Origin of the sequence: Eubacterium oxidoreducens (assembly GCF_900104415.1) — a bacterium.
Taxonomy (GTDB): Bacteria; Bacillota; Clostridia; order Lachnospirales; family Lachnospiraceae; genus Eubacterium_C; species Eubacterium_C oxidoreducens.
Window position 1 is genome coordinate 223,978 of record NZ_FMXR01000005.1, and the last position, 25,323, is coordinate 249,300.

Here is a 25,323-nt window from a genome sequence, read left to right on the forward strand (position 1 = left end):
ACCGTCGCTATGAAGCGGCGGTTCCTTTCGTGTGTAAAAAAACATTTGGGGTTTCTTATTCGTTAAGGCTTCGACCATATTCCATGAAGTCCGTTATTTCACTTGGGACCTCGCCGATGGAAGAGCCAAACGACCAATCACTTACGATTTCACCATGCGGGATGAAATCTGCAACATTTTCTGAGGTAATAACAGTACCAACGGTAAGTGTTTCTTCCGGTACCTCTTTGCCCTCAATTAAATCATATGCCTGCATTACAGAATAGTATCCTTGTAGCATTGACCAGTCATAAAGTGTTGCATACATATCGCCGGCTTCAATAGAGTCTAGCGCAATGATATTACCGTCAAGTCCGGCAACTAATACACCGTCTTCTCCGCCAAGTTCGATATTGTTTTCTTTTAAGGCTGTAACAGAGCCCATTGCCATCATATCGTTACAACAGATGACGGCGTCAATATCCGGATGTGCCTGTAAAATATCGGACATGGTAGAAGTAGCAGTATCCTGGTCATAGTTAGCACTCTTAGATTCTACAATTTCAATTCCTTCATATTCTTCAATCGCCTGCTCGATTCCGGCTGTTCTTTGCTGTGAAGAACTTGCAGCGTCAATTCCTCTTAAGATTACAACCTTACCCTCGCCGCCGAGTGCTTCGCAGACTTGTTTGGACAGTTGGTAAGCAAGTTCTTGATAATCTTCACCGATGAAGTTAGGCATATATTCGCTGACATCATCGCCCCAGTCATTCACAATTTCAGTATCCGCTGTGACAAATGGTATGCCGGCGCTATGCGCGCTTTCCACAGCAGAACCGACACCTGAGGAGTCGTTAGCAGTTAAGATTAAAGCATCTACGCCGGAAGAAATCAAATCTTCACATTTCGTAATCTGACCTTCTACATCGGTTTCTGTGGTTGTATTATCGATTTTAATATTGATTCCGAGTTCTTCGGCAGCAAGAGTTGCACCATAAGCAATATCCTGAAAATGTGCATTTGTCGCTGTCTTTAAGACCATACCGATGGTAATGTCACCATCGGATGCTTGTGAAGTGTCGGATGAAGATCCGTCTGAACTGTCCGATGTTGATGAGCAGGCGGTCATGGAGAACACCACGGCACCTGCAAGAATACCTGCAAGAATTTTCTTTTTCATTTGTAAAAACCTCCGTCTTTAAAAAATTGCTTCTACTCCCATATATAGAAGCGATTTCTAATTGGTAACCCCTCTATCTGTTTTCATTTTATATTTTTTTTCGCGACTTAGTTATGCAAAACGGATTCGTTATGATAACAGATTCTGCATAACAAAATACTTTTGATACACTCATAGGAATCCGCGGGTGAGACATCATGTATACATAATGGTATTCCGATATCCCTCCACTCTCCACCACCTTCCAATTAGAAAATTTCAGATTCAAAAAGGCTGGAAAATGGGCATATATTCCTATGAAAACTACATCTAGTGCTTGATTTTTGCAGGACTGTGGAGTAGAATAAGGGTAATTAGTGGTAGATTGTGGTGGCGAATGGTAGAAAGTGGTGGATAAAGTGGAAAACTTAGTGGACAACTTTCTATTAATTCGGTTTATCCACTGAAAACAGTCTAAGTAATGCGAGGAAAAGAGGTGAAGGCACATGTTCATGGGAGAATACAATCATACGATTGATGCCAAAGGCAGATTGATCGTACCGGCAAAGTTTCGTGAGGCACTCGGTGATGAGTTTGTCGTAACCAAGGGACTTGATGGATGTTTATTTGTATATACCAATGAAGAATGGGCCAACATCGAAGCAAAATTTAGAGAAATACCACTGACCACTAAGGATGCAAGAAAGTTTATGAGATTCTTCTTTGCAAGTGCCGCTAGCTGTGAGATTGATAAGCAGGGAAGAATATTGATTCCATCCGTACTTAGAGAATATGCAGAATTAGAAAAGGATGTTGTATCTGTCGGAGTTCTCAGCAGAATTGAAATCTGGAGCAAGAGTAAATGGACTGAAGAAGGAGAATTCGATGATATGGATGATATTGCAGAGCATATGGCTGAGCTTGGACTTAGCATTTAGGCGGAGGCGTATATGGAATTTTCACATGTTTCGGTTCTACTGCATGAGACAGTAGATGCATTAAAAGTAAAAGAAGGCGGCATATATGTTGACGGAACGCTTGGAGGAGCAGGACATTCTCTTGAGATTGTAAAACGTTTGAATGGAGCGGGAAGGCTGATTGGAATTGATCAGGATGCCGCTGCGATTGAAGCCGCTTCACAGCAATTAAAAGACTATGAAAAGCTAGTTACCATTGTTCGCAGTAATTATGAAGCAATGCCAAGTGTGGCTCGGCAACTTGGCATTGAGAAGGTGGATGGTATCGTGCTGGACCTTGGAGTTTCCTCTTATCAGCTAGACACTCCAACGCGAGGCTTTTCTTATATGGCAGAAGATGCCATGCTTGATATGAGAATGGATGAGCGTATGACACGCACAGCGAAGGATATCGTCAATGAGTATTCACAGATGGAATTGTATCGAATCATTCGCGATTATGGCGAAGATCGATTCGCAAAAAATATAGCCAAGCATATTGTTAAGGCGAGACAAAAAGAAGAAATAAAAACCGTCAGACAGCTAAATGAAATTATTCGCGGCGCTATACCGATGAAGGTGCAAAAAACAGGGGGTCACCCGGCGAAACGCACCTATCAGGCAATCAGAATTGAACTTAATCGGGAACTCGAAGTCCTTACAGAGACGCTCGATGATATGATCGATTTGCTTAATCCGGGAGGAAGATTGGCGATTATCACCTTTCATTCGCTTGAAGATCGGATTGTGAAATCGAATTTCAAAAAGAATGAAAACCCTTGTACCTGCCCGCCGGATTTTCCGGTCTGTGTATGTAATAACAAGTCAAAGGGAAAGGTGATTACCCGAAAGCCGATTCTTCCAAGTGAAGAAGAAATCAGACAAAATTCGAGATCGAAAAGTGCGAAGCTAAGGGTATTTGAGAAATGTAAATAAGCCGAAAATAATAAGGAGTTGGACACATGGCAGACACAAAAAACTACTATTATATAGAAGGAAATACAGTTCGAGAGATTCTTCCGCAGGAAGCACCAATCGAAAGAGAACATCGAAGACGTCATATTGATCGTCAGACGAAACGCAATAGACAAAGAGCAAAAGCGTTATCCGCAGGGAATGTATTGTTTATGACGTTGGCATTGGCGGCAGTGGGAATGGTTGCAGCTTGTTATCTGCATTTGCAGGCGGATGTGACAGAGGTAAAGTCTGATGTTGTGGAGATGCAAAGCGAACTGATTACGATGCAGGATACAAACGATGCATATGAAAAAGAAATAGAGGCAAGTGTGTCGCTTACAGATATTAAGAAGAAGGCGATTAAGGAACTGGGAATGACGTATCCTTCTGCCGATCAGATTGTTTATTACAGCGTAGACTCTCAAGACTATATGCAGCAGTACGCTGATATTCCGTAAATTTCATAAAAACTGATATGTGCATGCCTGAATGGATTTTTTGGGGATGCACTCATTTCATTTATGGAAATATCGAATGAATCCTGAATAACGTGGGAGAATAACAGTTTATGCGAAGACGAAGAAGAAAGATACCAATCAAATTTTTGTTTCGGATGAAACGAAAAATGGTAATAGCATTTTTGATTATTTTGGTGCTGTTAGTTGGATTGATTGGAAGAATTATATATATACAGTTGGTAAATGGTGATAAATATACCAAGATTGTTCTGGCGCAGCAAGACTATACGAATACAACGATTCCATATAGAAGAGGTGATATCACAGACCGCAAAGGAACTGTGCTTGCAACTAGTACACAGGTGTACAATATTGTATTGGATTGTAAAGTGGTCAATGCAGATGAAGATGATATTGAGCCGACCATTCAGGCGTTGGCAAAGTGCCTTGATAATTATGATGAGTCGGATATTCGAACAATTTTGACAGATTATGCAACAAGTCAATATTATGTACTTGAAAAAAAGCAAACCAGAGAAGAGATTGAAGAGCTTCAGAAAATTATAGATGATGATGAGAATTATCCAAATGTCAGTGGGATCTGGTTTGAAACAGAATATGAGCGGGAATATCCTTATGATTCTCTTGCCAGCGCGGTGATTGGATTTACCACTTCGGGAAATGAAGGCATGAGTGGACTTGAGAATTATTACAATGATGAACTAAATGGAACCGATGGTCGCCAATATGGGTATCTGGATGAAGATTCCGACTATGAAAAAACAATCGTAGAAGCGACCGACGGTAATACGATTGTAACCACCATTGATACGAACATTCAGTCGATTGTAGAAAAATATATTAAAAAGTTTAATGAAAAATATGCGAATAATGCCAGAAGCGGAGACGGAAGTGAGCATACCGGAGTCATTGTGATGGATCCGGATAGCGGAGAAATACTGGCGATGGCCAATTATCCATACTACGATCTAAATGATCCGTGGGATCTTAGCAGTCTTTATACGGAAGAAGAAATAGAAGATATGGATGAAGAGGAAGAACTTGACGCACTGAATGGATTGTGGCAGAATTTTTGCATTACGTATACTTACGAACCGGGTTCTACCATAAAGCCATTTACGGTTGCAACCGGTTTAGACACCGGAACATTGTCCGGCAGTGAGACCTATGTCTGCAATGGTGGTGAGCAAATCGGTGACTATTTTATTCACTGCGTGAATCGAAACGGACATGGAACACTGACAATCCAGGAAGCACTTATGGAATCTTGCAATGATGCGCTGATGCAGATGTCCTATACAATCGGGGCTTCGAATCTTGCGAAGTATCAAAGCATCTTTGGATTTGGTTCAAAGACCAATATCGATTTACCGGGAGAGGCAAGGACAGATTCCCTTATCTATTCGGCTGAAGATATGAGTAAGACAACACTTGCAACCAACTCGTTTGGTCAAAATTTCAATGTGACGATGATCCAGTTGGCATCCGGCTTTTCATCTATTATCAACGGTGGATATTATTATCAGCCACATGTCGTAAAGGAAATTGACAGAGCGGATGGAACCGTGGAAGAAACGATAGATGCGACTTTATTAAAAGAGACGATTTCGAGGGAAACATCGGAACAGATGAAGAAATATCTTCTTGCAGTTGTTGAAGACGGTACAGGAGCTACCGCCGGAGTAAAGGGATATGAGATTGGAGGTAAGACCGGTACGGCGCAGAAGATTCCGCGTGGTGATGGTAATTATCTGGTATCTTTTATTGGGTACGCTCCGCAAGATGATCCGGAAGTGGTAGTATATGTAGTTGTGGATGAGCCGAATGTAGAAGATCAGGCTCACAGTAGTTATGCGCAGGAGATTGCACATAACATTTTCAAGGAAATACTTCCTTATATGAATATTGAAAAGAGTAATTAGAGGTGTAGAAATGATTTATTCAGCATTACCATTTATTGTAGCTTTTGTAGTCTGTTTGGTTCTTTGTCCGATTGGAATTCCGATTCTTCGAAGACTTAAGGCGGGGAACACGGAACGAGAAGAATTGAAATCGCATCAGGTGAAGAATGGAACACCGTCTATGGGCGGAATCTTCATTCTGATTGCAGTCGTGGTGGCATCCTTGATCTTTGCAAGATGGAATTACGATACGATACCACATATTCTTTTGATGGTGGGATTTGGGGTTATTGGATTTATTGATGATTTTTTAAAAGTTGTGTTAAAGCGCTCTGATGGATTGATTGCCTGGCAGAAGATGCTTCTTCAGATCGTGGTAACTGTGATTTTTATGATTTGGTATTTTCTTCATTATGCGGGAGCAACGAATCTTCATATTCCATTTACACTGCTTCATGTACAGGCACCGATTATCTATGCTCTGGTGATGTTTTTGGCAATTCTAGGAACGGTAAATGGTGTGAATTTTACGGATGGTGTTGATGGACTTGCGTCAACGGTGACATTGATTGTTGCGATTTTCTTTGTATTTGTAAGGCGGATGATGTTCGCTGAGCTCGATGTGGTTTCGCTTACCGTAATTGGAGCGCTTATGGCATTTTTGATTTTCAATTGTTATCCGGCAAAGGTGTTTATGGGCGATACGGGCTCGCTTGCATTGGGAGGATTTGTGGCCGGTTGCGGTTATTTGTTAAATGAACCGTTTATCATGGTAATTGTTGGCCTTGTATATTGGGCAGAGATTCTTTCGGTTATGATTCAAGTATCATATTTTAAAGCAACTAAGGGAAAACGTGTATTTCGGATGGCGCCGATTCATCATCATTTTGAACTTGGTGGCTGGTCTGAAGTAAAGGTTGTGACAGTATTTTCTATCATAACGGTATTCCTTTGCGCAGTTGGTTATGTAGCATTAAGATTATAGGATAAAAAAGGGAAAAGTTGGTATGAAGAATAAAAAAGTATTAGTATATGGAACAGGTATTAGCGGAATAGCAGCGAGTGCGTTACTGCTTAGACATGAAGCACAGGTGTTTCTTTATGATGAAAATGAAAATAAAGTTGCAGCGGAAATCGCTGAGACGGTAAAGGGGCTTGATGAAGAACATATTGTTCTTGGCTCATTAGAGGAGAAATTCATAAGTTCTTTGGATCTTGTTGTGTTAAGCCCGGGAATCCCATTGGACAATCCCAATGTGCTGCGCCTTAAGGAGGCAGGTCTGCCGATTTGGGGAGAAATTGAGCTTGGTTATTATTTTGAAAAGGGCCGAGTGCTTGCAATCACAGGGACAAATGGAAAGACGACGACGACGGCTTTACTAGGTAAGATTATGGAAGCGGCATACAACCATTCTTTCGTAGTTGGGAACATTGGAATTCCATATACATCGATTGCGGACCAGACGATGGAGGATTCTGTTACCGTGGCAGAAATTAGTAGCTTTCAGCTTGAAACAGCAATTGATTTTAAGCCTCAAGTGAGTGCAATTTTGAATATTACGCCGGATCATTTAAACCGCCATCATACGATGGATTGTTATGTAGATGCCAAGATGGCCATTGCGAAGAATCAAGGACCATCGGAATATATGATTTTGAATTATGAAGATGAAATACTTCGCAAAAGAGCGCAAGAAGTAAAGGCAAAAGTGATTTATTTTAGTTCAAAACGTCGCCTTGAGGAAGGAATTTATCTGGCAAATGACCAGATATTTCTTAAAATCGGAGACGATTATGAGATGATTGCCAAGGTGAAAGAATTGCAACTGATTGGCAATCATAATTATGAAAATGTGATGGCCGCTGCTGCAATGGCATATTGCGCCGGCGCCGGTGTAGAGACGATTTCGAAAGTGGTGAAAGAATTTGTTGCGGTAGAACATCGTATTGAATATGTGGATACGGTCAATGGGGTTCGTTATTATAATGATTCAAAGGGAACGAACCCGGATGCGGCAATTCAAGCGATCAAAGCGATGCAATGGCCGACTTGTCTGATTGGCGGAGGTTATGATAAACAGTCCGAATTTGATGAGTGGATTGCCAGCTTTGATGGTAAGGTAAAGAAGCTTGTTTTGATTGGACAGACAGCTCAAAAAATTGCGGATACGGCCGAGAAGATGGGATTTAAAGATTATGAATTTGCAGATTCTTTGGAAGAAGCAGTTAGAATATGCGCAGAAAATGCTAAGAGCGGAGATGCCGTATTATTATCCCCTGCTTGCGCAAGCTGGGGAATGTTTGATAATTATGAACAGCGCGGTGATATGTTCAAAGAATTTGTCAGGGAGATGAAGGGATAGCGGATGAGGCGCCAAAAAGCAGAAGGCACAACACGTACAACAAAATATTTTGATTATACCTTGCTGTTTTTGATTATCTTCATGCTGGGATTTGGTTTGGTTTTGTTGTATTCAACAAGCTCGTATGAAGCGATGAACAAATTTGGAGATTCGACCTATTATCTCAGGCATCAGCTTAGAAATATGATGCTGGGATTAGTATTGATGGTGTTTTTTATCGTGGTCGATTACCGGAGATGGAAGCGCCTTGCACTGCCAATCTATGGTTTGTCATTACTTGCATGTGTAGCCGTAATCTTCTTTGGAGTAGAGTACAATGGGTCAAAGCGCTGGCTTGAAATTCAAGGAATTCAGTTTCAGCCGTCCGAGATTGCCAAGATTGCAATTATTCTTTTTATGGCGCTGATCATCAGCAGACGACCCAATTGCCTTGGAACCTTCAAAAACTATTGTAAGATGATTGCGTTTGCGGTACCGCTTGGCGGAATCGTAGCAGTAAGCAATTTAAGTACCGCGATTATCATTATGGGAATTGCGATGATTATGCTGTTTGTAGCCGGACCAAAAGCGCGGTATTTTATAGGGCTTATGGTGGCTGGAGCGTTCGCAGTCGTTGCTCTTATTTTGGCACAGGGATATCGATCTTCCCGTATTGGAGCATGGCTGCATCCGGAAGATTATGATAATGGGTATCAGACTCTGCAGGGATTGTATGCAATCGGTTCGGGAGGTTTGTTTGGAAAAGGTCTTGGAGAAAGTGTACAAAAGCTTGGCGGGGTTCCGGAAGCGCAAAATGATATGATTTTCTCCATTATCTGTGAGGAACTTGGCATCTTTGGAGCAATTTGTATTATCTTGTTGTTTGTTTTGATGCTTTGGCGTTTTATGTTTATTGCAAACAATGCGAAGGATTTATTTGGTTCTATGATTGCAGTAGGCGTATTTGCACATATCGCATTGCAGGTGATTTTGAACATTGCCGTTGTAACGAATACGATTCCGAATACCGGTATTATTTTGCCGTTTATCAGTTATGGTGGAACGTCGCTGATCTTTTTAATGGCGGAAATGGGATTGGTACTTAATGTATCGAGAAGTATACGAATTGAGGATAGATAACAGTTGATTAAAGAAGAACGAAGACAGGAACGAAAAAGAAAAAAAATAGGGAAAATCATTCTTGTGATTGTCATCGTATTTGCACTGTTGGCACTTATTGTCTGGAAGGTATTTACCGTGAAGAATGTGGAAGTGTCCGGTAATGAACTTTATTCCGATACGCAGATTCAAAATAGCGTATTAAATGACAAATATTCCTGGAATACGCTATATGTTTTTTTCAAGTATAAGTTCAAAGATACACAGGTGATTCCATTTGTCGACAGTATGGAAATTAGCATGAAGATTCCACATACAATTAAGATTGAAGTGTATGAAAAAGGGCTTCTTGGTTATGTGACACTGGAGTCGCAAAAGAACCAATATGCATATTTTGATAAGGATGGTCTGGTTGTTGAAGTTTCGAAAAGAAAGATTGAAGATGTTCCAAATGTGACCGGATTGTCGGTTGAGAAGGTGACAGCAAATGAGACGCTGCCGGTTAACAATTCGCTGCTTAAGGATTTGTTGAATTTGACACAGACACTCAAGAAATATTCGATTACACCAACAAAAATAAAGTGTAAAGACAATGGTAGGTTCGTGCTGAAAATAGGCAAGATAAAGGTTAACTTTGGAGATGCGGACAATCTTGAGAATAAGGTATTAAGACTCAATGAAATTCTGCCGCAGCTTGATGGTTACAAAGGAACACTGCATATGGAGAATTATTCAGAACAAACAACAGACATAGTGTTTGAAAAATCAGAATGATGGTTAACAATTGAGATTGTGGAAAAACATGGAAATGGGCAAATTTACGGTTGATAAATTTGCCTTTTCATTATATTATAGAAAAGTGTAAAAAAGTGTCGAGGCCTGTTAACTAAAGGGGCGATGAGGTTAACAATGGGCATGAGACGGCATATAAATAGATAGTGTGAACGTAGGAGGGAATATCCGTGCTGGAGATTAAGACAAATGAAATGGACTCCGGGGCAAAAATTATTGTCATTGGTGTTGGTGGTGCAGGAAATAATGCGGTGAATCGTATGGTTGATGAAGCAATCGGCGGAGTTGAATTCATCGGTATTAATACAGATAAGCAGGCGCTTACTCTTTGTAAGGCGCCAACTTTAATTCAAATAGGTGAAAAATTAACGAAAGGGCTGGGCGCCGGAGCTAAGCCTGAAATTGGAGCTAAGGCGGCAGAAGAGAATGCAGAAGATATTCAGGCTGCAATCGAGGGAGCCGACATGGTATTCGTAACCTGTGGTATGGGTGGCGGAACCGGTACAGGAGCTGCTCCGGTTATTGCGAATATTGCGAAATCAATGGGTATTCTTACGGTAGGTGTTGTAACAAAGCCGTTCTTGTTTGAGAATAAAGCAAGAATGAAGAATGCGGTTATGGGAATTGAGAATCTGCGTGATACGGTAGATACATTAATTGTGATTCCAAATCAGAAATTATTAGAAATCGTAGATCGACGAACAACGATGCCGGAAGCATTAAAGAAAGCGGATGAAGTTCTTCAGCAGGCAGTACAGGGTATTACAGACCTAATTAACTTACCGGCTCTGATTAATCTCGACTTTGCAGATGTTCAGACGGTTATGAAAGACAAGGGAATGGCACATATCGGTATTGGTATGGCGAAGGGAGATGAGAAAGCGATTGAAGCGGTTAAGCTTGCAGTTGAGTCTCCACTTCTTGAAACAACCATTACAGGTGCATCTCATGTAATTATTAATATTTCCGGAGATATTTCTCTTATGGATGCCAATGATGCATCAAGTTATGTGCAAGAGCTTACAGGACCGGGAGCGAATATTATCTTCGGTGCGAAGTATGATGAAACGATGGCAGATGCCGCAACCATTACGGTAATTGCAACAGGTCTTGGCGAGGAAGCTCCGATGCAGCCGGAAGTGCCGGTAGGAAGTATCAGTGCCAACCTTGGTAATGTCACCAGTCAGATGAGATACTCGAATACGCAGGCGCAGCAGATTCCGAACAATGTGCGTCAGTCACAGGCTATGACAGGTGGATTTTTAAATAGAACTGCACAGACAACGCAGCAACCACAGTCGAATGGTTTGCTTAGACAGCAGTCTACAATCCAGACACCGCCTACGACATTGAACTCTATGCCGGAAGTGAAAAAGCCAGAACCTACTGTTCCGCAAAAGGATCTTAAGATTCCGGACTTTTTAAAGAATGCAAGAAAGTAAGAAAATAATAAGAACGCTGTGAAAAAGCATTACGCTTTTTCGCAGCTTTTTTTGTTGTAGTGTAAGATGATTATGTAAAGTAAAGCTAAAAAACATTAAAAGTTGAAATATTCTATCAGACAGTGCTATAATGACAAAAGTCTATGGAAGCAGAAAAAGACGAGGAGATGAACAGATGGCAAAAGTTGCAATTGTAACAGATAGTAATAGTGGTATTACGCAGGATCAGGCAAAAGAACTTGGAATTTCAGTTCTTCCGATGCCGTTTTTTATAAATGGAAAGTTGTTCTATGAAGATATAGATTTGACTCAGGAACAGTTTTATGAAAAGTTAGAAGGTGGTGCAGAGATTTCAACTTCACAGCCGGCAATTGGAGATGTACAGGCTGTATGGGATGAACTTCTAAAAGAATATGATGAGATTGTACATATCCCGATGTCTTCGGGGCTTAGTAGTTCTTGTGAGACGGCACTTATGATTGCACAGGACTATGATGAGAAAGTGCAGGTTGTGAATAATCAGAGAATATCTGTAACCCAAAGAAGAAGTGCATTAGATGCGTTAGAACTTGCCAAAAGAGGAAAAAGCGCAAAAGAGATTAAGGACTATTTAGAGAAGACGAAGTTCGATTCTTCTATTTATATTATGATTGATACACTTGAGTATCTGAAGAAGGGAGGACGTCTTACTGCAGGTGCGGCAGCACTTGGAACGCTTCTTAAAATCAAGCCGGTATTGCAGATTCAGGGGGAGAAGCTGGATAGTTATGCGAAGGCAAGAACAATAAAACAGGCAAAAAAGCAGATGCTTCAGGCTGTGATGAATGATTTGAAGAACCGTTTTGGCAGTGAAGATGGATCGGGCTGTTGGCTGGACATGGCATATACAAAAGACATAGGTCCGGCTGAGGAATTTAAGGAAGAAGTGCTTGCCCAATTAAAAGATGAAGGGTTAGTAATCAATCCATTATCCTTAAGTATCTCGTGCCATATCGGACCGGGAGCGTTAGCGCTTACGGCAACTAAGAAATTACCGGACAATGTATAATTCAATGAGGAACGAGACCGCTGTAAAAACACTTTACAGCGGTCGTGTTATGTAAACTATGACGAGAGATTTAACGGTGGGATCACCACCTAAGATATTAATACAATTTGCACTGCCGCTTATGGGAAGTGTGGCATTTCAGCAATTTTATAGTATTATGGATGGCATAATCGCCGGAAGATGTATCAATGCGGATGCACTTGCGGCAGTAGGGGCATCTTATCCGATTACGATGATTTTTACGGCCATAGCAATTGGGTTAAATAGCGGAGGAATGGTACTTTGCTCGCAAAAGTTTGGAGCAAGGAAGATGGACGAATTTAAGACGGCGGCGTACACCAGCATGATTACAGCCTTATTACTGGGCATGATGGCAATGGTGGTTGGACTTATTATTTGCAATCCGATGATGACACTTTTAAACACTCCTGCCGATATATATGCGCAGTCAGCTGCTTATCTTAGGATTTACTGCGTCGGACTGTTGTTTGTATTTTTGTATAATATTTGCAACGGAATCTTTAGCTCTATGGGAGATTCGATGACGCCGTTTTTGCTGCTGGTCGTTTCCTCTGTGTCTAATATTGTTTTGGACATTTTATTTGTTGTGGGATTTCATATGGGCGTTGCAAGTGTGGCTTTGGCAACCTTGATTGCACAGGCAGTCGGAGGCGTCTTGGCAATTGCTATTTTGCTAAGAAGGCTTAGAAAAATGCAAAGTGAGTCAGCGCAGCTGTTTTCAGCAGAGATGTTTCGCAAAGTTGTGCTGGTATCGATTCCGTCGATTTTGCAACAAAGCTTTGTTTCGGTATGTAATTTATTTATCCAAAGATATGTCAATGGATATGGAGCGGCAGTGATTGCCGGATACAGTGCGGCAATCAAGCTAAATACATTTGCCATTATGTTGTTTGGTTCGCTGTCAAATGCTTTAACGACATTTTCAGCGCAAAATTTTGGTGCACACAAGATGGATAGAATACGCCGAGGATTAAAAGATGGAATCTTGTTAAGTCTTATAATTATTGTGCCGATTACCCTGTTGTATGTGTTGGCAGGCGATCGTTTGATGATGCTTTTTATGACATCGGCAAATGAAAAAGCCGTGCATACCGGGCAATTGTTTTTGCGGATTGCCCCTCCGTTTTATGTAGTGCTGGTGATTAAGGTGATGCATGATGCCGTGCTTCGCGGAGCGGCGGCAATGAAAACATTTATGATATCGACATTTGCGGATTTGTTTTTAAGGATTATATTGGCCTATTGGTTTCAATTTTATTGGGGGTCAATGGGAATCTGGCTTGCCTGGCCGTTTACCTGGGGAATTGGTATGGTGATTGCGGTCGGCTTTTATAAACATGGTGGCTGGAAGAAAAAACATATGATATTGTAGAAAAGAGGTAACAAAATGAGTAACAACGCATGGGAAGAATTTACAAATCCAACACACGGATTCATCAAATATCTGGGTGTTCATATTGATGAGGTAAGAGAGGGATATTGTAAGGGAACACTGAAATTGGAAGATAAGCATGGTAATCCAATCGGTTCTATTCATGGAGGTGTGCTGTTTAGCATTGCGGACACGGTTGGCGGTGTATGCGCAACGGCCGGCGGAAGAATTGTCACGACGGTAGATGCAGATATTCATTATATGAGAGCGGCTTACATTGGGGATACCTTAATTACTAAGGCGCATGAAGTAAAGTCGGGAAAACTTTTATCAATCGTCGAAGTGAAAAATTATAATCAAGATGGTAAATTGCTGACGAGTTCCACCTTTACTTATCATTATTTAAGTAACCAGATGGATGTAGATGTAGAACTTGAAAAGTTAAAACAGTTGTAGACATTAGTTTTTGATAGGTGTATAATCTTAAACGGCTTATTGTTAAAAGCGATAGTGAAAAGCAGGAGGTAACGAAAATGGTAAAAGCAGTCGTTGGTGCAAATTGGGGCGACGAAGGTAAAGGGAAGATTACAGATATGCTTTCGAAAGAAGCAGATATTATCTGTCGTTTTCAAGGCGGTGCAAATGCCGGTCATACAATTGTCAATGATTATGGCAAGTTTGCGCTTCATACTCTTCCATCCGGTGTGTTTTACGATCATACAACCAGCATTATCGGAAATGGTGTAGCCTTGAATATTCCGGTTCTCTTTAAAGAGATTAAGTCAATTACAGATCAAAATGTGCCGATGCCTAAAATCAAGGTATCAGATCGCGCACAGATTGTGATGTCTTATCATATTCTCTTTGATCAGTATGAAGAAGAACGTCTCGGTGGAAAGTCCTTTGGATCAACGAAGTCAGGAATTGCACCATTTTATTCAGATAAATATGCAAAGATTGGTTTCCAGGTAAGTGAGTTGTTCGATGAGGAACTGTTACAGGAAAAAGTGGTTCGCATCTGCGAGACAAAGAATGTGCTGTTAGAGCATTTGTATCACAAGCCACTCATTAAACCGGAAGAATTATTAAAGGAACTGCATGAATATCGCGATATGGTTGCTCCATATGTATGCGATGTATCTGCATTCTTATATGAAGCGATTAAGGAAGGCAAGAACATCTTGTTAGAAGGTCAGCTTGGCTCCTTAAAAGATCCGGATCATGGAATCTATCCTATGGTAACCTCGTCTTCCACATTGGCAGCTTATGGTGCAATTGGAGCAGGTCTTCCACCATATGAAATCAAGCAGATTATCACGGTATGTAAAGCTTATTCATCCGCAGTCGGAGCAGGCGCATTTGTCAGTGAGATTTTCGGAGAAGAAGCAGATGAACTTAGAAGACGCGGCGGAGACGGCGGAGAGTATGGCGCAACAACAGGTCGACCAAGACGTATGGGCTGGTTTGACTGTGTTGCATCTAAGTATGGATGTCGTATTCAGGGAACAACAGATGTAGCCTTTACGGTGCTTGATGTATTAGGCTATCTAGATGAGATTCCGGTATGCGTTGGCTATGAAATCGATGGAGAAGTTACAACAGATTTCCCGACGACCGCCAAGCTGGAAAAAGCAAAGCCGGTTCTTAAGACACTTCCGGGCTGGAAGAGCGATATTCGCGGTATTAAAAACTACGAAGAGTTACCGGAGAATTGTAGAAAATACATTGAATTTATCGAGCAGCAGATTGGATTCCCAATCACAATGGTTTCGAATGGTCCGGGACGAAATGATATTATTTATCGCAATAAATAAAGATAATTTATGCAGAGGTCAATTTGACCTCTGTTTTTTTTCACATAAAAAACACAATAAGGACAGTCTATTTTCACATAGTAAAATTAGAATATTTACTAATGTGGGTACTGTGCATTTCTTATGCAGACTCAAGGTATAAATATATAGTAGGAGGAAATTGTTGTGATTGAAATCAATCATTTGGTTAAAAAGTATGGTGATCATACAGCAGTAGACGATCTGACCATGAAGATTGAACCAGGTAGAATCTACGGATTTTTAGGTCCCAATGGCGCAGGAAAATCTACAACCATGAATATTTTAACGGGATATCTGGGGGCAACATCCGGAGAAGTAAAAGTGAATGGATTTGATATCTTAAAGCAGCCGGAACAGGCAAAAGCATCGGTAGGATATCTGCCGGAGATTCCACCATTATATGGGGAAATGACAGTGGAAGAGTTCTTAAAGTTTGTGGCAGAACTTAAGAAGATTGAAAAGGAAAAACGCCAGGGAATGGTAGAAGAAGTAATGGAAAGAATCGGTCTTGACGACATGAGAAATCGTCTGATTCGAAACCTTTCTAAAGGATATAAGCAAAGAGTTGGCCTTGCACAGGCAATCATAGGATATCCGGAAATTATTATTTTGGATGAACCGACGGTTGGTCTTGATCCGCAGCAGATTATTGAAATTCGTAATCTGATTCGTGAACTTGGAAAAGAGCATACGGTAATCTTAAGTTCTCATATCTTAACGGAAGTAAAGGAAGTCTGTGATTATATTTTCATTATTTCGAATGGTCGTCTGGTGGCAAATGATGATAAGGAAACGTTATTGTCCCAGATGGACGGAGAACAGCATGTGCATATGTTTGTTGAAGCTTCTGAAGAAGAAGTGAAAAAGACACTTGCACAGGTGGATCAGATTGATGAAGTGAAGGTATTAGAAAAGGAAGGTGGCTGTGAAGTCGTTGTAGTGATGAGCGCCAAGATCGATCTTAGAAGAGACTTATTCTTTGCATTTTCGGACAATCAGCTTCCGATTTTGGAAATGTATGTTCAAAAGAAGTCACTCGAGGAGGTATTCTTAGAGCTGACCGGAGAGCAAAGCACTAACGAAATGGATTTTCCGACCGTATCTTCCCTTGATGATTCCGCAAAGACGCAGGGGGACAATAAGGAGCAAGAAGTTCCGGCTATGACAGTAACAAAAGTGCTTGAGCAAGAACAGCAGGAAGGAGATGAACAGTAGTGAGCGCAATTTTTAAACGAGAATTTAAATCCTATTTTCAAAATGTAATTGGATGGGTATTTATTGCGGCAACGATGTTTTTCTTCGGGCTGTATTCTTATGCATATAATATGGTCAATACCTATGCAAAGATTGATAGTGTATTGCAATCCATTACATTTTTGTTTTTGATAACGGTACCAATTCTAACGATGCGTGCCATGGCAGAAGAAAGAAAAAACAAAACCGACCAGTTGATTATTACGGCGCCGGTTTCGGTTGGTAAGATTGTAATTGGTAAATACCTTGCGATGGCAGCAGTTTATACGATTACCGTGGGAATTATATGTATATTCCCGGTGATTTTGTCACGCTTTGGCTCAATCGCCTACGCAGAGACCTATGTGGGAATTGTCGGACTTTGGTTATATGGACTTTTATGTCTGGCAATCGGCCTGTTCATTTCTTCCTTGACAGAAAGTATTGTGTTAGCAGCCATCATATCCTTTGCGGCATTATTTGTAGCCTATATGATGGGATCTATTTCCAGCATGATTTCCGCAAGCGGAATTCTGGAAAAGATTATGAGTGCGCTTGATATTACAGCTGGAATTGAAGATTTTACAGGAGGTACCTTTAGTGTATCAGGGCTTGTTTATTACGTTTCGGCCGTAATCTTGTTTTTGTTTTTGACTTGCCAGTCTATCCAGAAGAGAAGATGGAGCGGTGCAAGCACAAGAAAATTACAGCTAAGTATGTTTTCCGGCAGTCTGATTGCAGTTGGTGTGGTAGTTTGTATTTTGGTAAATGTAGTAGTGGCACAGCTTCCGGAAGCTGCGAAAAGTATAGATATCACATCCAATAAGGTATATACATTAACGGATGATACACTTGAGTATCTAGATACATTAGAAGAGGATATCACCATTTACGTATGGATAAAGGAATCTTCTTGTGATGAAACTCTTGCCAAGACATTGAGTCGCTATGAGGATGCATCAAAACACATTACGGTTGAATATGTAGACCCGAATGTATCGCCGACATTCTATGAGAATTATACAGATGAGGCACCGACAGAAAATTCGTTGTTCGTTGTAAATGGAGATACTTCTAAGGTTGTTTCTTATGATGATATTTATGAGACGGAAGTTGATTACACAACCTACCAGTATGAGACAACCGGTTATGACGGAGAAGGTCTGATTACAAGTGCAATTAATTATGTAACAAGCACGGAGCAGCCAATCATCTATACGCTGGATGGACATGGTGAGACATCATTAGATGACAGCTTTACACAAGCAATCGAGAAGATGAATATTGCAATCGAGACAATCAGCCTGTTGCAGGAAGATGCAGTTCCGGATGACTGTGAGCTGCTCGTTATCAATGGACCGACATCGGATCTGAATGAAGATGATGCACAAAAGGTAATTGATTATATAGACAATGGTGGTAAGGTCTTAATTACACTTAGTTATACAACAGAGGATATGCCGAATTTTGAAGGTATATTAGAGTCTATGGGCATGGGAACCGTGGAAGGCGTTGTAGCGGATAGTAATTCAAGTTATTATTATCAATATCCGTACTATCTGATTCCGGAAATCTTATCTACAGACCTGACATCAGATGCAGCAGATGGATATATCTTTATGCCAACAGCGATTGGTCTTGATTATTCGACGGATGATTTATCTGATAATGAGACCATCACACCGCTTTTGACAACCTCAGACGATGCCATTTCGAAGGTAGATGTTGCAAACGCAACGCCCTATGAAAAAGAAGATGGTGATATTGAAGGACCATTTAATCTGGGATTGTGGTATCAAAATACCGGAGATGATGGAGAAGGTACCGGTGAGGCGGTTGTAATTTCCTCCACGATTACATTCTCTACCGATGCAGATGAGATTGTATCCGGAAACAACCTGACGCTGTTTAGCAGCATTGTCGAGGAAATGGTAGACACAGAAGGAACCAACACCGTATCCATTGCGGTTAAGGATATGTCTACAAGCTATCTTACGGTAACACAGGCAGTTGCAAGAGCTTATGGAGCAATCGCAATTTATCTGCTTCCAATCGCTCTTTGCGTAGCTGGTATCATAATCTGGATTAAGAGGAGAAGAAACTAATGGAAAGACAAAAGAAAAGTATGTTCATCCTTCTTATTGTGATAGCAGCATGTATTGCCATGTATTTTATACTGACCAGAGTAAATGCGGCTTTAGAAGAAGCAGATGAAGAAGATACACAATATGCGCTGTCGATTGACAGCGCAGACGTGACAGGATTTTCTTATATCTATGGTGATGAGACCTATACCTTTACACTTGCGGATGAGGAATGGACCTGCGATCAGATGGAAGGTGAGGATCTAGATGAGGATTCTGTCATGGCAGTTGCACAGGAACTTTGTGCAATTGAAACAGAGCAAGTGATTGAAGCACCGGATGACCTTGAACAATATGGTCTTGAAAATCCGTCCAATACCTTTACCGTAACTTATGGTGACGAAACGGTTACCATCCTGATTGGCGACTATAATGATACAACCGGTTATTATTATATCAAGAATGCAGATGCGGATGATGTATATGTTGTGGATTCTTCTGTGATTACTTCGATTGAAACTGACCCATCCGGCTTGGTGGCAGAGGAGGAAGAAGAGTCAGGCAGTACAAGCGAATAAGGTGCTAAAGTGATAAGACGCATACGAGTTTTGAAAAATGAAATATAAATCGAGATGATAAACGAAGGCTATCGCCATAGATGGGTTATGACCTGTCTAAGGCGAGGGCCTTTTTTTGTTGTGTTTGTGGGAAATATTTATACAAAAAAGGGCAAAATCCTTGTTTTTAGTATAGTTAAAGTTTATATTATATATAGGACTTTAGTAGGAGGATGAGAGATATGGATTATGAAATGATAGCTGCTCTTATTGTATTTATAGCTTCTCTTATTGGATTTTTATATGGGGTAGTTACCATTGTCGTCAGAAGAAATGCGTTGTATCTCAAGATGATAGCACTGGGAATAGCTTGTATTATGATAAGTTATTTTTATTTCACGCTGCAGCTTCTTACAAGAGAAATGATACCGTCCGGGTTTAATGTCGGTATGTTAGGACTTGTAGGGTGTTTTTTGTTTTTGCTTAGTGCCAATTACGGACAGATGGATTCATTAGCAGATGATGGTAGCAAAACATTTGCCAAATACAGATATATCAGTTATGTCGCACCGATTGTGCTGGCAGTTGTTTTTGTGTTTGCATATATGACAAGCGCAGAGCTTGCCAAAAAGATTTCTTATACGCTTGTTGCGGCAATCGTGGTGGCGGCATCTAGATTTCACCTCAAACATATTATTTTTCCGGATGTTGATTATGGAGTAATCAAATGCATTCGCGGCTATAATATGATCGCTTTGGTATTGTGCGCAGCGACCATAATCATGATGGTTTCAGATTGTGCCCAAATAGCGGGATTATATATCGTTTCCAATATCATCATAGCAGGATGCTGCGTGATTGTATTGCCGGTGCTGAAAAGAGAGGTGGCAAAATGGACAATATAATATATATACTATTTATCTGCATAATCGTACCACTCGTTTTGATGCTTCCGCTTCTTACCGGAAGATCGAGACTCTATGTAGGATATATGATTATAGGCATCTGCGCATGTTTGTTTGCAGCAGAGATTAATGGATATGTCAGCAATCTAATGGATCGTGATATGTATTATATTACAACCAATATTACGCCGGTGATAGAAGAAATTATAAAAGCACTTCCGGTGCTGTATTTTGCGTTTATATTTAGTGACAATAAAGAGAAACTGATTCCGATTTCATTTGCCGTGGGAGTGGGATTTGCCGTACTTGAGAATATGGTTATTCTGGTACAGAACATAGACAGCATCAGCATATTCTGGGCATTAGTAAGGGGATTTGCATCAGGAGTTATGCATGGAATCTGTACCGCCTGCGTGGGATTTGGTATTTCTTATGTAAGAAAGAGAAGGAAGTTATTCTATTGTGGAACCTTTGCATTACTTGCACTTGCCATTACGTATCATGCGTCATTTAATACTTTGGTGCAGTCGGATTCGTACAAATACTTTGGATTTGTAATGCCGATGGTTACCTATGTACCGGCAGTCCTTTTCCTGGTCAAAAATCAGAAATTGCCGTCTTTCAGAAAACAAGGCTAGCGCCGGGGTGATAGGATGGGATTTTCGCACATCGTACAGATGACAATTGAAGGATGGGGCACCTTTTTTTGCATAGTTGCGGCGATTGTGATCTGGCAGACTAAGGTAGCCGACAAAAATAAAGCAATCGGACTGATCCGCTTTGTGCTGGCGGATGGACTGTTATTGCTAAGTGATGCAATAGCAATTGGATTTCGTGGCAGAGAAGGGGAAGCTGCGTTTTACATCGTACGTATTTCCAATTTTTTGGTGTTTGTTTTAGGATATCTTGTTATTGTGGCAGGGGTAGCATACTTTAGCAGGATGATAGAAAAACGAGCCAAAGTATCTGTGAAGAATTGGAGAAATATAGAATATATCATTGGAATTATCGGAATTATAGCGATCAGCATGAATGCGATATATCCTTATTTATATGATTTTGATGAACATAATCGATATTTCAGACTTCCCTATAACGGGATTATTACCTTTACCTATATGGTCGGCATGCTCCTGATATTAGCGCTTTTGCTTAATTTCTTTAAAGAACTTGGAACGCTAGAAAAGGTTGCAGTCTTATCGGCACTGATATTTCCCTTTATATCGCTGATATTTCAGCTAAATCATTATGGGATTTCATTTGTAAATATTGCATCGTGCGTTTCGGTTATCTTTACCTTTGTCGCATTCATGATGGATTACACGAAGGAAGTGGCAGCAAGAGAACGCGAAAGAGAGCGCTGGATTACAGATGAAAAGATTCGACTGCTTCATAATCAGATTAAGCCACATTTTATCTATAATACACTTACCAGTATTTATTACGGGTTGGATGAAGATACGGAAAAATCCAAAACGATGCTTAAGAATTTATCGGGATATCTTAGGGGGAGTCTTGATGTTCTAGATGTTACGGATTGTATAGAATTTGCCCGTGAATTAGAGACTGTAAGATGTTATTTAAATGTAGAGTCGGTTAGATTTGAACATCAGATAAGTTTTGATATGGATATTCAAGACCTTGCTTTTAAGGTTCCGGCATTTTGTGTGCAGACATTAGTTGAAAATTCTCTAAAACACGGGATACGAAAGAAGAATCCACCGGAAGGCAAGGTTATCATAAGGAGCCGCGAAAAAGAGCGGGAACATATCATAGAAATCGAGGATGACGGAGTAGGATTTGACGTAGAATTACTCGCAAAACAAGAAGGAAAGCATATAGGTGTTGTGAACACGATAAAGAGAATCAAGCTTATGTGTAATGGTACGATGGAGATTGACATAAAGCAGGGGATAGGAACTTTAATCACCATAAGGATTCCGAAGGAGCAATGATTATGAAGATATTAATTGCGGATGATGAAAAGATGATGCGCACCGGTATGCAAAAAGAAGTGAGCAAGGTGTTTGCACCGAAGGTGCCGCAATTTTTTCTTGCAAGTGATGGGAAAGAGGCCGTAGAAATATTTGAGAGCGAGCCTGACATTGCGCTTGTTTTTTTGGACGTGGAGATGCCAAGGCTTAATGGACTTGAAGTTGCCAAGCGCATCAAGGAGATTTCTGCGGATGTTGATATTATTATGACGACTGCATATAGCGAATATGCAATGGACGCGTGGAGGCTTCATATTGGCGGATATTTGTTAAAGCCGGTGGATGCACAGGATATTAAAGCGGAGCTTGACCATCTCAAAATAACGCCCGAAGACAGTAAGGATGATAACGGCATTAAGATCACATGCTTTGGAGAATTTCAAATAGAAGCAGATGGTGTGCCGCTTCATTTTTCAAGAACCAAGTCGAAAGAGATGGTGGCCTATCTGGTTGCTAAGAATTCGGCTACGGCAACAAGAGCACAAATCAGTGAAGTTCTTTGGGAAGGAAAAGGCGGCAAATCCAAAAATTCATATATGAGTGCCCTTGTTTTAGATATTAAGAATACACTAAGGGAAGTTGGATGGGAAGAAATCTTTTATCACAGCCATAATGAATACCGGTTGCTTAGCGATAAAGTATCATGCGATTATCATGAGTTTTTGAAGGGGAATCCGCTTGCAATAAGAAAGTACAGAGGCGAATTTATGAGCCAGTATAGTTGGGCGGAAGAATATATCTGGGATTTGGAGAGTATGAAAAGGACTGATCATTAGAAAACGCAGGTTTGAGGTGCCCCTTTTGGTGCATCACAATCTGCGTTTTTTTGTAACAGATTTGTAACAGGCGCTGTGATAAGATTGGCATAAGATAACAGGAAAGACTTGATTTGGAGGTGCATACTCTATGAGAATCATAAAAATGTTTCCGCTAATAGGTATATTGATGCTGCTTTTGTTTTCGGTGTCGGTATATGCAAAGGAAACAGATCGCGATTCCTTTACTTATGAGGTTGTAGCCGCTGACAGTAAAGAAGAGGCGAGAAAAATATTAGAAGCAAATGGATATACGCTGATCGATAAAAATGTTGCAGACTATGAGGATGCCATTTCAGATAAAGCGGTATATGTTGGATATCGAATCGTAGACGAAGCACAAGCTGATAAAGCGGGAGCGTATAGTGCAAGCGCATTTGGAAAATCATCTATCGTTATGATCGGTGGAACCGGCGTGGTAGTTGGTGTGATGATAGGGATGCTGTCTATGAAGTACAAGAAGATAACGAAGGAGAATGCAGATGAAACATAAAATGATTAAGAAAATATCTGCAGTCATTCTTACGGCGGCTCTTTGTATAGGGCTTTATCCGGGAGGAATGCTTAGCGCGAAAGCGGATAATAGCGCAAGCTATATTACGGATTTGCAGATTATGAGTGGAGCAGATGCCATAACGAAGTTAGAAGATGCCGGATATACCGCGATGAGCATAAGTCTGAATCCGGTAAGCAATGCAGAGGAATCATCACTTCTATATCTTGGTTATAAGATGGGATCAGCCGACAATGCAATAACAGATATCAGAGTTGGAAGCGGCACGAGCCTTAGCATAGATGGATGTAACTATAGCAAAGTCAGCAATCTAAGCTTAAATCAAGGTACCGGCGGCAGCAACATTTATCTGTATGCCAGTCGAAGCTTAGATGCCGGTGAGCCGATAAGAGGAATTGCATTTCAGGTTATAAAAAGCCAGGATGGATTTGAAACAGACCATAAGATTCTTAGCTCGGACGGTTCTTTTGTTGTTCGAAATGCGCAAGATGAGGTGGCGGATTTTGATGAAGGGATATCCGCTTCCGAGATGTATCTTAAGATGTATAAGGGAAATATCTACAAGCCTTATATCGACAAGGTCGTAGCAGTTAAGGCATCAGATGAAAGTGCCGCAGCTAAAAAAATCGCATCGCTTGGTTGCAATTATTATCTGGGATATGCGATAGAGGCTACAGATGCAAATGTTTATCTGGGTTATACAAGAACGGACGATAAAAAAAAGGCGATTAGATCCTTGATCGCAGCGCCGGGGAAAAAAGAAATACAGGTAGAGGAAATAACTTATCAAAAGGTTTCCGGAGGTGGCAATAAAGCATTAGACGGATATTCGTTTTATGTGACTTATGATCAGGATGCAGGAGAGCCGGTCATGGATCTTATCGCATATGGATACGGACCGGAAAATGCACAGATAAAAACAAAAAAGGAAGAATCAAAAGAGACGAAGGAAGATAATAGCGATAAAGAAAGCACAGACGAAAGTGAGAAGACCACAGAGCAACAAGAAGAGACTAAGCAAGAAGAAGTAAAAGAGTCTGAAACTAAGGAGAGTGATACTTCCTCAGATGATGAGAATGCACAGACACAGTCACAAGAGGTATCGTCAGACGAGTCAAGCCAAAGTGAGGAGACAAAAGGAGAATCGTCTGAGGAAGAGACAAAGGAAACAGAGGATGATGTGCAGCCTAAGACGACAAAGGAAGATAGCTCGCAGGAGGAAAATGAAAATGAGGTCTCGCAAGAAAATACGAAGATAAACAGTAGCGACGCTGAAAGTGATAATGAAAATACTAAGGAATCGGCGGACGAAGAGACCAAGGAAGAAGATAAGACGCAGGCAAAGGAAGCAGACAGTGAGGAAGAAACGATCCAGGAAGACGAAGAACAATCGACACAGGATGATGAGGATACGATTTCCTATGCGCCGGGAATAAGAGTATATAAAGAGATTTCAACAAAAGACTATATCTCTCAATATTACCTTAAAGGAGGGGATGTAGGTGCGATCCAATATCTATATGATGAAAAGGAGTATCAAAGCGCATCAAACAGTGATAAAGTGCTGTGGGTTTCCAACATCTATTGCAGCGACAAAGATGGAAACCAGTTTATAAATAATATTGGTTATGTCACAAGCGCAGATAGCGTCAAAGATGCTCCATTTGAAACGTTATACAGCATAGATGATAAGAGCACCATGACAACGGCAAGTGCAATTTCAAAGAACTCTTCGGCAATACCGATTATCGTAATCGCAATTATAATTGCCGCAGTATTTGGAGCAAGTGGGATAGTGAGAAAAAAAGCGAAAGGATAA

Annotated in this window: 23 protein-coding genes; 22 read left to right on the plus strand and 1 reads right to left on the minus strand. The window is 40.8% G+C overall.

The window, feature by feature from the left end; genetic code table 11:
* Nucleotides 1–55 precede the first annotated feature (55 nt).
* Nucleotides 56–1,159, minus strand: coding sequence for a sugar ABC transporter substrate-binding protein (locus BLS20_RS02635; RefSeq protein ID WP_090171896.1), 1,104 nt, complete (start codon nucleotides 1,157–1,159; stop codon nucleotides 56–58).
* A gap of 485 nt (nucleotides 1,160–1,644) precedes the next feature.
* On the opposite strand from BLS20_RS02635, the gene mraZ reads away from it, so the two are divergent.
* The 22 genes from mraZ (at nucleotide 1,645) to BLS20_RS02745 (ending at nucleotide 25,323) form a co-directional block, all read left to right on the plus strand.
* Nucleotides 1,645–2,076, plus strand: coding sequence for a division/cell wall cluster transcriptional repressor MraZ (mraZ, locus tag BLS20_RS02640; protein ID WP_090171898.1), 432 nt, complete (start codon nucleotides 1,645–1,647; stop codon nucleotides 2,074–2,076).
* A 12-nt stretch (nucleotides 2,077–2,088) separates the two neighbouring features.
* Nucleotides 2,089–3,030, plus strand: a complete 942-nt coding sequence (gene rsmH, locus BLS20_RS02645) for a 16S rRNA (cytosine(1402)-N(4))-methyltransferase RsmH (RefSeq protein ID WP_090171900.1) — start codon at nucleotides 2,089–2,091, stop codon at nucleotides 3,028–3,030.
* A gap of 26 nt (nucleotides 3,031–3,056) precedes the next feature.
* Nucleotides 3,057–3,509 carry a hypothetical protein gene (locus BLS20_RS02650; protein ID WP_090171902.1) on the plus strand — a complete coding sequence of 151 codons (453 nt, stop codon included), beginning with the start codon at nucleotides 3,057–3,059 and terminating at the stop codon, nucleotides 3,507–3,509.
* A 110-nt stretch (nucleotides 3,510–3,619) separates the two neighbouring features.
* Nucleotides 3,620–5,452, plus strand: a complete 1,833-nt coding sequence (locus tag BLS20_RS02655; protein WP_090171904.1) for a peptidoglycan D,D-transpeptidase FtsI family protein — start codon at nucleotides 3,620–3,622, stop codon at nucleotides 5,450–5,452.
* Entirely contained in the window at nucleotides 5,436–6,416 is a 981-nt protein-coding gene (gene mraY / locus BLS20_RS02660) for a phospho-N-acetylmuramoyl-pentapeptide-transferase (protein WP_479723606.1), read from the plus strand. Before BLS20_RS02655 ends, mraY begins: the two co-directional genes overlap by 17 nt.
* A gap of 22 nt (nucleotides 6,417–6,438) precedes the next feature.
* Nucleotides 6,439–7,794 carry a UDP-N-acetylmuramoyl-L-alanine--D-glutamate ligase gene (gene murD, locus BLS20_RS02665; protein WP_090171908.1) on the plus strand — a complete coding sequence of 452 codons (1,356 nt, stop codon included), beginning with the start codon at nucleotides 6,439–6,441 and terminating at the stop codon, nucleotides 7,792–7,794.
* A 3-nt stretch (nucleotides 7,795–7,797) separates the two neighbouring features.
* Nucleotides 7,798–8,913, plus strand: coding sequence for an FtsW/RodA/SpoVE family cell cycle protein (locus BLS20_RS02670; RefSeq protein ID WP_090171910.1), 1,116 nt, complete (start codon nucleotides 7,798–7,800; stop codon nucleotides 8,911–8,913).
* Nucleotides 8,914–8,916: 3 nt separating this feature from the next.
* Entirely contained in the window at nucleotides 8,917–9,666 is a 750-nt protein-coding gene (locus BLS20_RS02675) for a cell division protein FtsQ/DivIB (RefSeq protein WP_090171912.1), read from the plus strand.
* A 188-nt stretch (nucleotides 9,667–9,854) separates the two neighbouring features.
* Nucleotides 9,855–11,126, plus strand: a complete 1,272-nt coding sequence (gene ftsZ / locus BLS20_RS02680) for a cell division protein FtsZ (RefSeq protein ID WP_090171915.1) — start codon at nucleotides 9,855–9,857, stop codon at nucleotides 11,124–11,126.
* A gap of 175 nt (nucleotides 11,127–11,301) precedes the next feature.
* Nucleotides 11,302–12,174, plus strand: a complete 873-nt coding sequence (locus BLS20_RS02685) for a DegV family protein (RefSeq protein ID WP_090171918.1) — start codon at nucleotides 11,302–11,304, stop codon at nucleotides 12,172–12,174.
* Nucleotides 12,175–12,232: 58 nt separating this feature from the next.
* Nucleotides 12,233–13,567, plus strand: a complete 1,335-nt coding sequence (locus BLS20_RS02690; RefSeq protein WP_090171920.1) for an MATE family efflux transporter — start codon at nucleotides 12,233–12,235, stop codon at nucleotides 13,565–13,567.
* A gap of 15 nt (nucleotides 13,568–13,582) precedes the next feature.
* Nucleotides 13,583–14,023 (plus strand): PaaI family thioesterase, encoded by a 441-nt coding sequence (locus BLS20_RS02695; RefSeq protein WP_090171922.1) that lies wholly within the window; start codon nucleotides 13,583–13,585, stop codon nucleotides 14,021–14,023.
* A 77-nt stretch (nucleotides 14,024–14,100) separates the two neighbouring features.
* Nucleotides 14,101–15,381, plus strand: coding sequence for an adenylosuccinate synthase (locus BLS20_RS02700; protein WP_090171924.1), 1,281 nt, complete (start codon nucleotides 14,101–14,103; stop codon nucleotides 15,379–15,381).
* Between the two features lie 165 nt (nucleotides 15,382–15,546).
* Entirely contained in the window at nucleotides 15,547–16,617 is a 1,071-nt protein-coding gene (locus tag BLS20_RS02705; RefSeq protein WP_090171926.1) for an ABC transporter ATP-binding protein, read from the plus strand.
* Nucleotides 16,617–18,740, plus strand: coding sequence for a Gldg family protein (locus tag BLS20_RS02710; RefSeq protein WP_090171928.1), 2,124 nt, complete (start codon nucleotides 16,617–16,619; stop codon nucleotides 18,738–18,740). The genes BLS20_RS02705 and BLS20_RS02710 overlap by 1 nt, the downstream gene beginning before the upstream one ends.
* On the plus strand, nucleotides 18,740–19,297 hold the full coding sequence (locus tag BLS20_RS02715) for a DUF4340 domain-containing protein (RefSeq protein WP_090171931.1): 558 nt from the start codon (nucleotides 18,740–18,742) through the stop codon (nucleotides 19,295–19,297). The genes BLS20_RS02710 and BLS20_RS02715 overlap by 1 nt, the downstream gene beginning before the upstream one ends.
* 221 nt (nucleotides 19,298–19,518) lie before the next feature.
* Nucleotides 19,519–20,181 (plus strand): hypothetical protein, encoded by a 663-nt coding sequence (locus BLS20_RS02720; RefSeq protein WP_090171933.1) that lies wholly within the window; start codon nucleotides 19,519–19,521, stop codon nucleotides 20,179–20,181.
* Nucleotides 20,169–20,819 (plus strand): PrsW family glutamic-type intramembrane protease, encoded by a 651-nt coding sequence (locus tag BLS20_RS02725; protein WP_176762261.1) that lies wholly within the window; start codon nucleotides 20,169–20,171, stop codon nucleotides 20,817–20,819. Before BLS20_RS02720 ends, BLS20_RS02725 begins: the two co-directional genes overlap by 13 nt.
* 39 nt (nucleotides 20,820–20,858) lie before the next feature.
* Entirely contained in the window at nucleotides 20,859–22,136 is a 1,278-nt protein-coding gene (locus BLS20_RS02730) for a sensor histidine kinase (RefSeq protein ID WP_176762262.1), read from the plus strand.
* A gap of 2 nt (nucleotides 22,137–22,138) precedes the next feature.
* Nucleotides 22,139–22,951: a response regulator gene (locus tag BLS20_RS02735; protein ID WP_176762263.1), complete on the plus strand. Its 813-nt coding sequence runs from the start codon at nucleotides 22,139–22,141 to the stop codon at nucleotides 22,949–22,951.
* A gap of 130 nt (nucleotides 22,952–23,081) precedes the next feature.
* Nucleotides 23,082–23,483, plus strand: a complete 402-nt coding sequence (locus BLS20_RS02740) for a hypothetical protein (protein WP_090171942.1) — start codon at nucleotides 23,082–23,084, stop codon at nucleotides 23,481–23,483.
* Entirely contained in the window at nucleotides 23,473–25,323 is a 1,851-nt protein-coding gene (locus BLS20_RS02745) for a hypothetical protein (RefSeq protein WP_090171944.1), read from the plus strand. Before BLS20_RS02740 ends, BLS20_RS02745 begins: the two co-directional genes overlap by 11 nt.

Excerpts from the sequence above, each read along its gene's own strand:
- BLS20_RS02650 (WP_090171902.1), top strand. The coding sequence starts at position 3,057 with ATGGCAGACACAAAAAACTACTATTATATAGAAGGAAATACAGTTCGA.
- BLS20_RS02720 (WP_090171933.1), top strand. The coding sequence starts at position 19,519 with ATGGATTATGAAATGATAGCTGCTCTTATTGTATTTATAGCTTCTCTT.
- BLS20_RS02635 (WP_090171896.1), bottom strand. The coding sequence starts at position 1,159 with ATGAAAAAGAAAATTCTTGCAGGTATTCTTGCAGGTGCCGTGGTGTTC.
- BLS20_RS02690 (WP_090171920.1), top strand. The coding sequence starts at position 12,233 with ATGACGAGAGATTTAACGGTGGGATCACCACCTAAGATATTAATACAA.
- BLS20_RS02740 (WP_090171942.1), top strand. The coding sequence starts at position 23,082 with ATGAGAATCATAAAAATGTTTCCGCTAATAGGTATATTGATGCTGCTT.
- rsmH (WP_090171900.1), top strand. The coding sequence starts at position 2,089 with ATGGAATTTTCACATGTTTCGGTTCTACTGCATGAGACAGTAGATGCA.
- BLS20_RS02655 (WP_090171904.1), top strand. The coding sequence starts at position 3,620 with ATGCGAAGACGAAGAAGAAAGATACCAATCAAATTTTTGTTTCGGATG.
- BLS20_RS02745 (WP_090171944.1), top strand. The coding sequence starts at position 23,473 with ATGAAACATAAAATGATTAAGAAAATATCTGCAGTCATTCTTACGGCG.
- BLS20_RS02685 (WP_090171918.1), top strand. The coding sequence starts at position 11,302 with ATGGCAAAAGTTGCAATTGTAACAGATAGTAATAGTGGTATTACGCAG.
- BLS20_RS02695 (WP_090171922.1), top strand. The coding sequence starts at position 13,583 with ATGAGTAACAACGCATGGGAAGAATTTACAAATCCAACACACGGATTC.
- mraZ (WP_090171898.1), top strand. The coding sequence starts at position 1,645 with ATGTTCATGGGAGAATACAATCATACGATTGATGCCAAAGGCAGATTG.
- BLS20_RS02730 (WP_176762262.1), top strand. The coding sequence starts at position 20,859 with ATGACAATTGAAGGATGGGGCACCTTTTTTTGCATAGTTGCGGCGATT.
- murD (WP_090171908.1), top strand. The coding sequence starts at position 6,439 with ATGAAGAATAAAAAAGTATTAGTATATGGAACAGGTATTAGCGGAATA.
- BLS20_RS02735 (WP_176762263.1), top strand. The coding sequence starts at position 22,139 with ATGAAGATATTAATTGCGGATGATGAAAAGATGATGCGCACCGGTATG.
- BLS20_RS02670 (WP_090171910.1), top strand. The coding sequence starts at position 7,798 with ATGAGGCGCCAAAAAGCAGAAGGCACAACACGTACAACAAAATATTTT.
- BLS20_RS02715 (WP_090171931.1), top strand. The coding sequence starts at position 18,740 with ATGGAAAGACAAAAGAAAAGTATGTTCATCCTTCTTATTGTGATAGCA.
- BLS20_RS02700 (WP_090171924.1), top strand. The coding sequence starts at position 14,101 with ATGGTAAAAGCAGTCGTTGGTGCAAATTGGGGCGACGAAGGTAAAGGG.
- BLS20_RS02725 (WP_176762261.1), top strand. The coding sequence starts at position 20,169 with ATGGACAATATAATATATATACTATTTATCTGCATAATCGTACCACTC.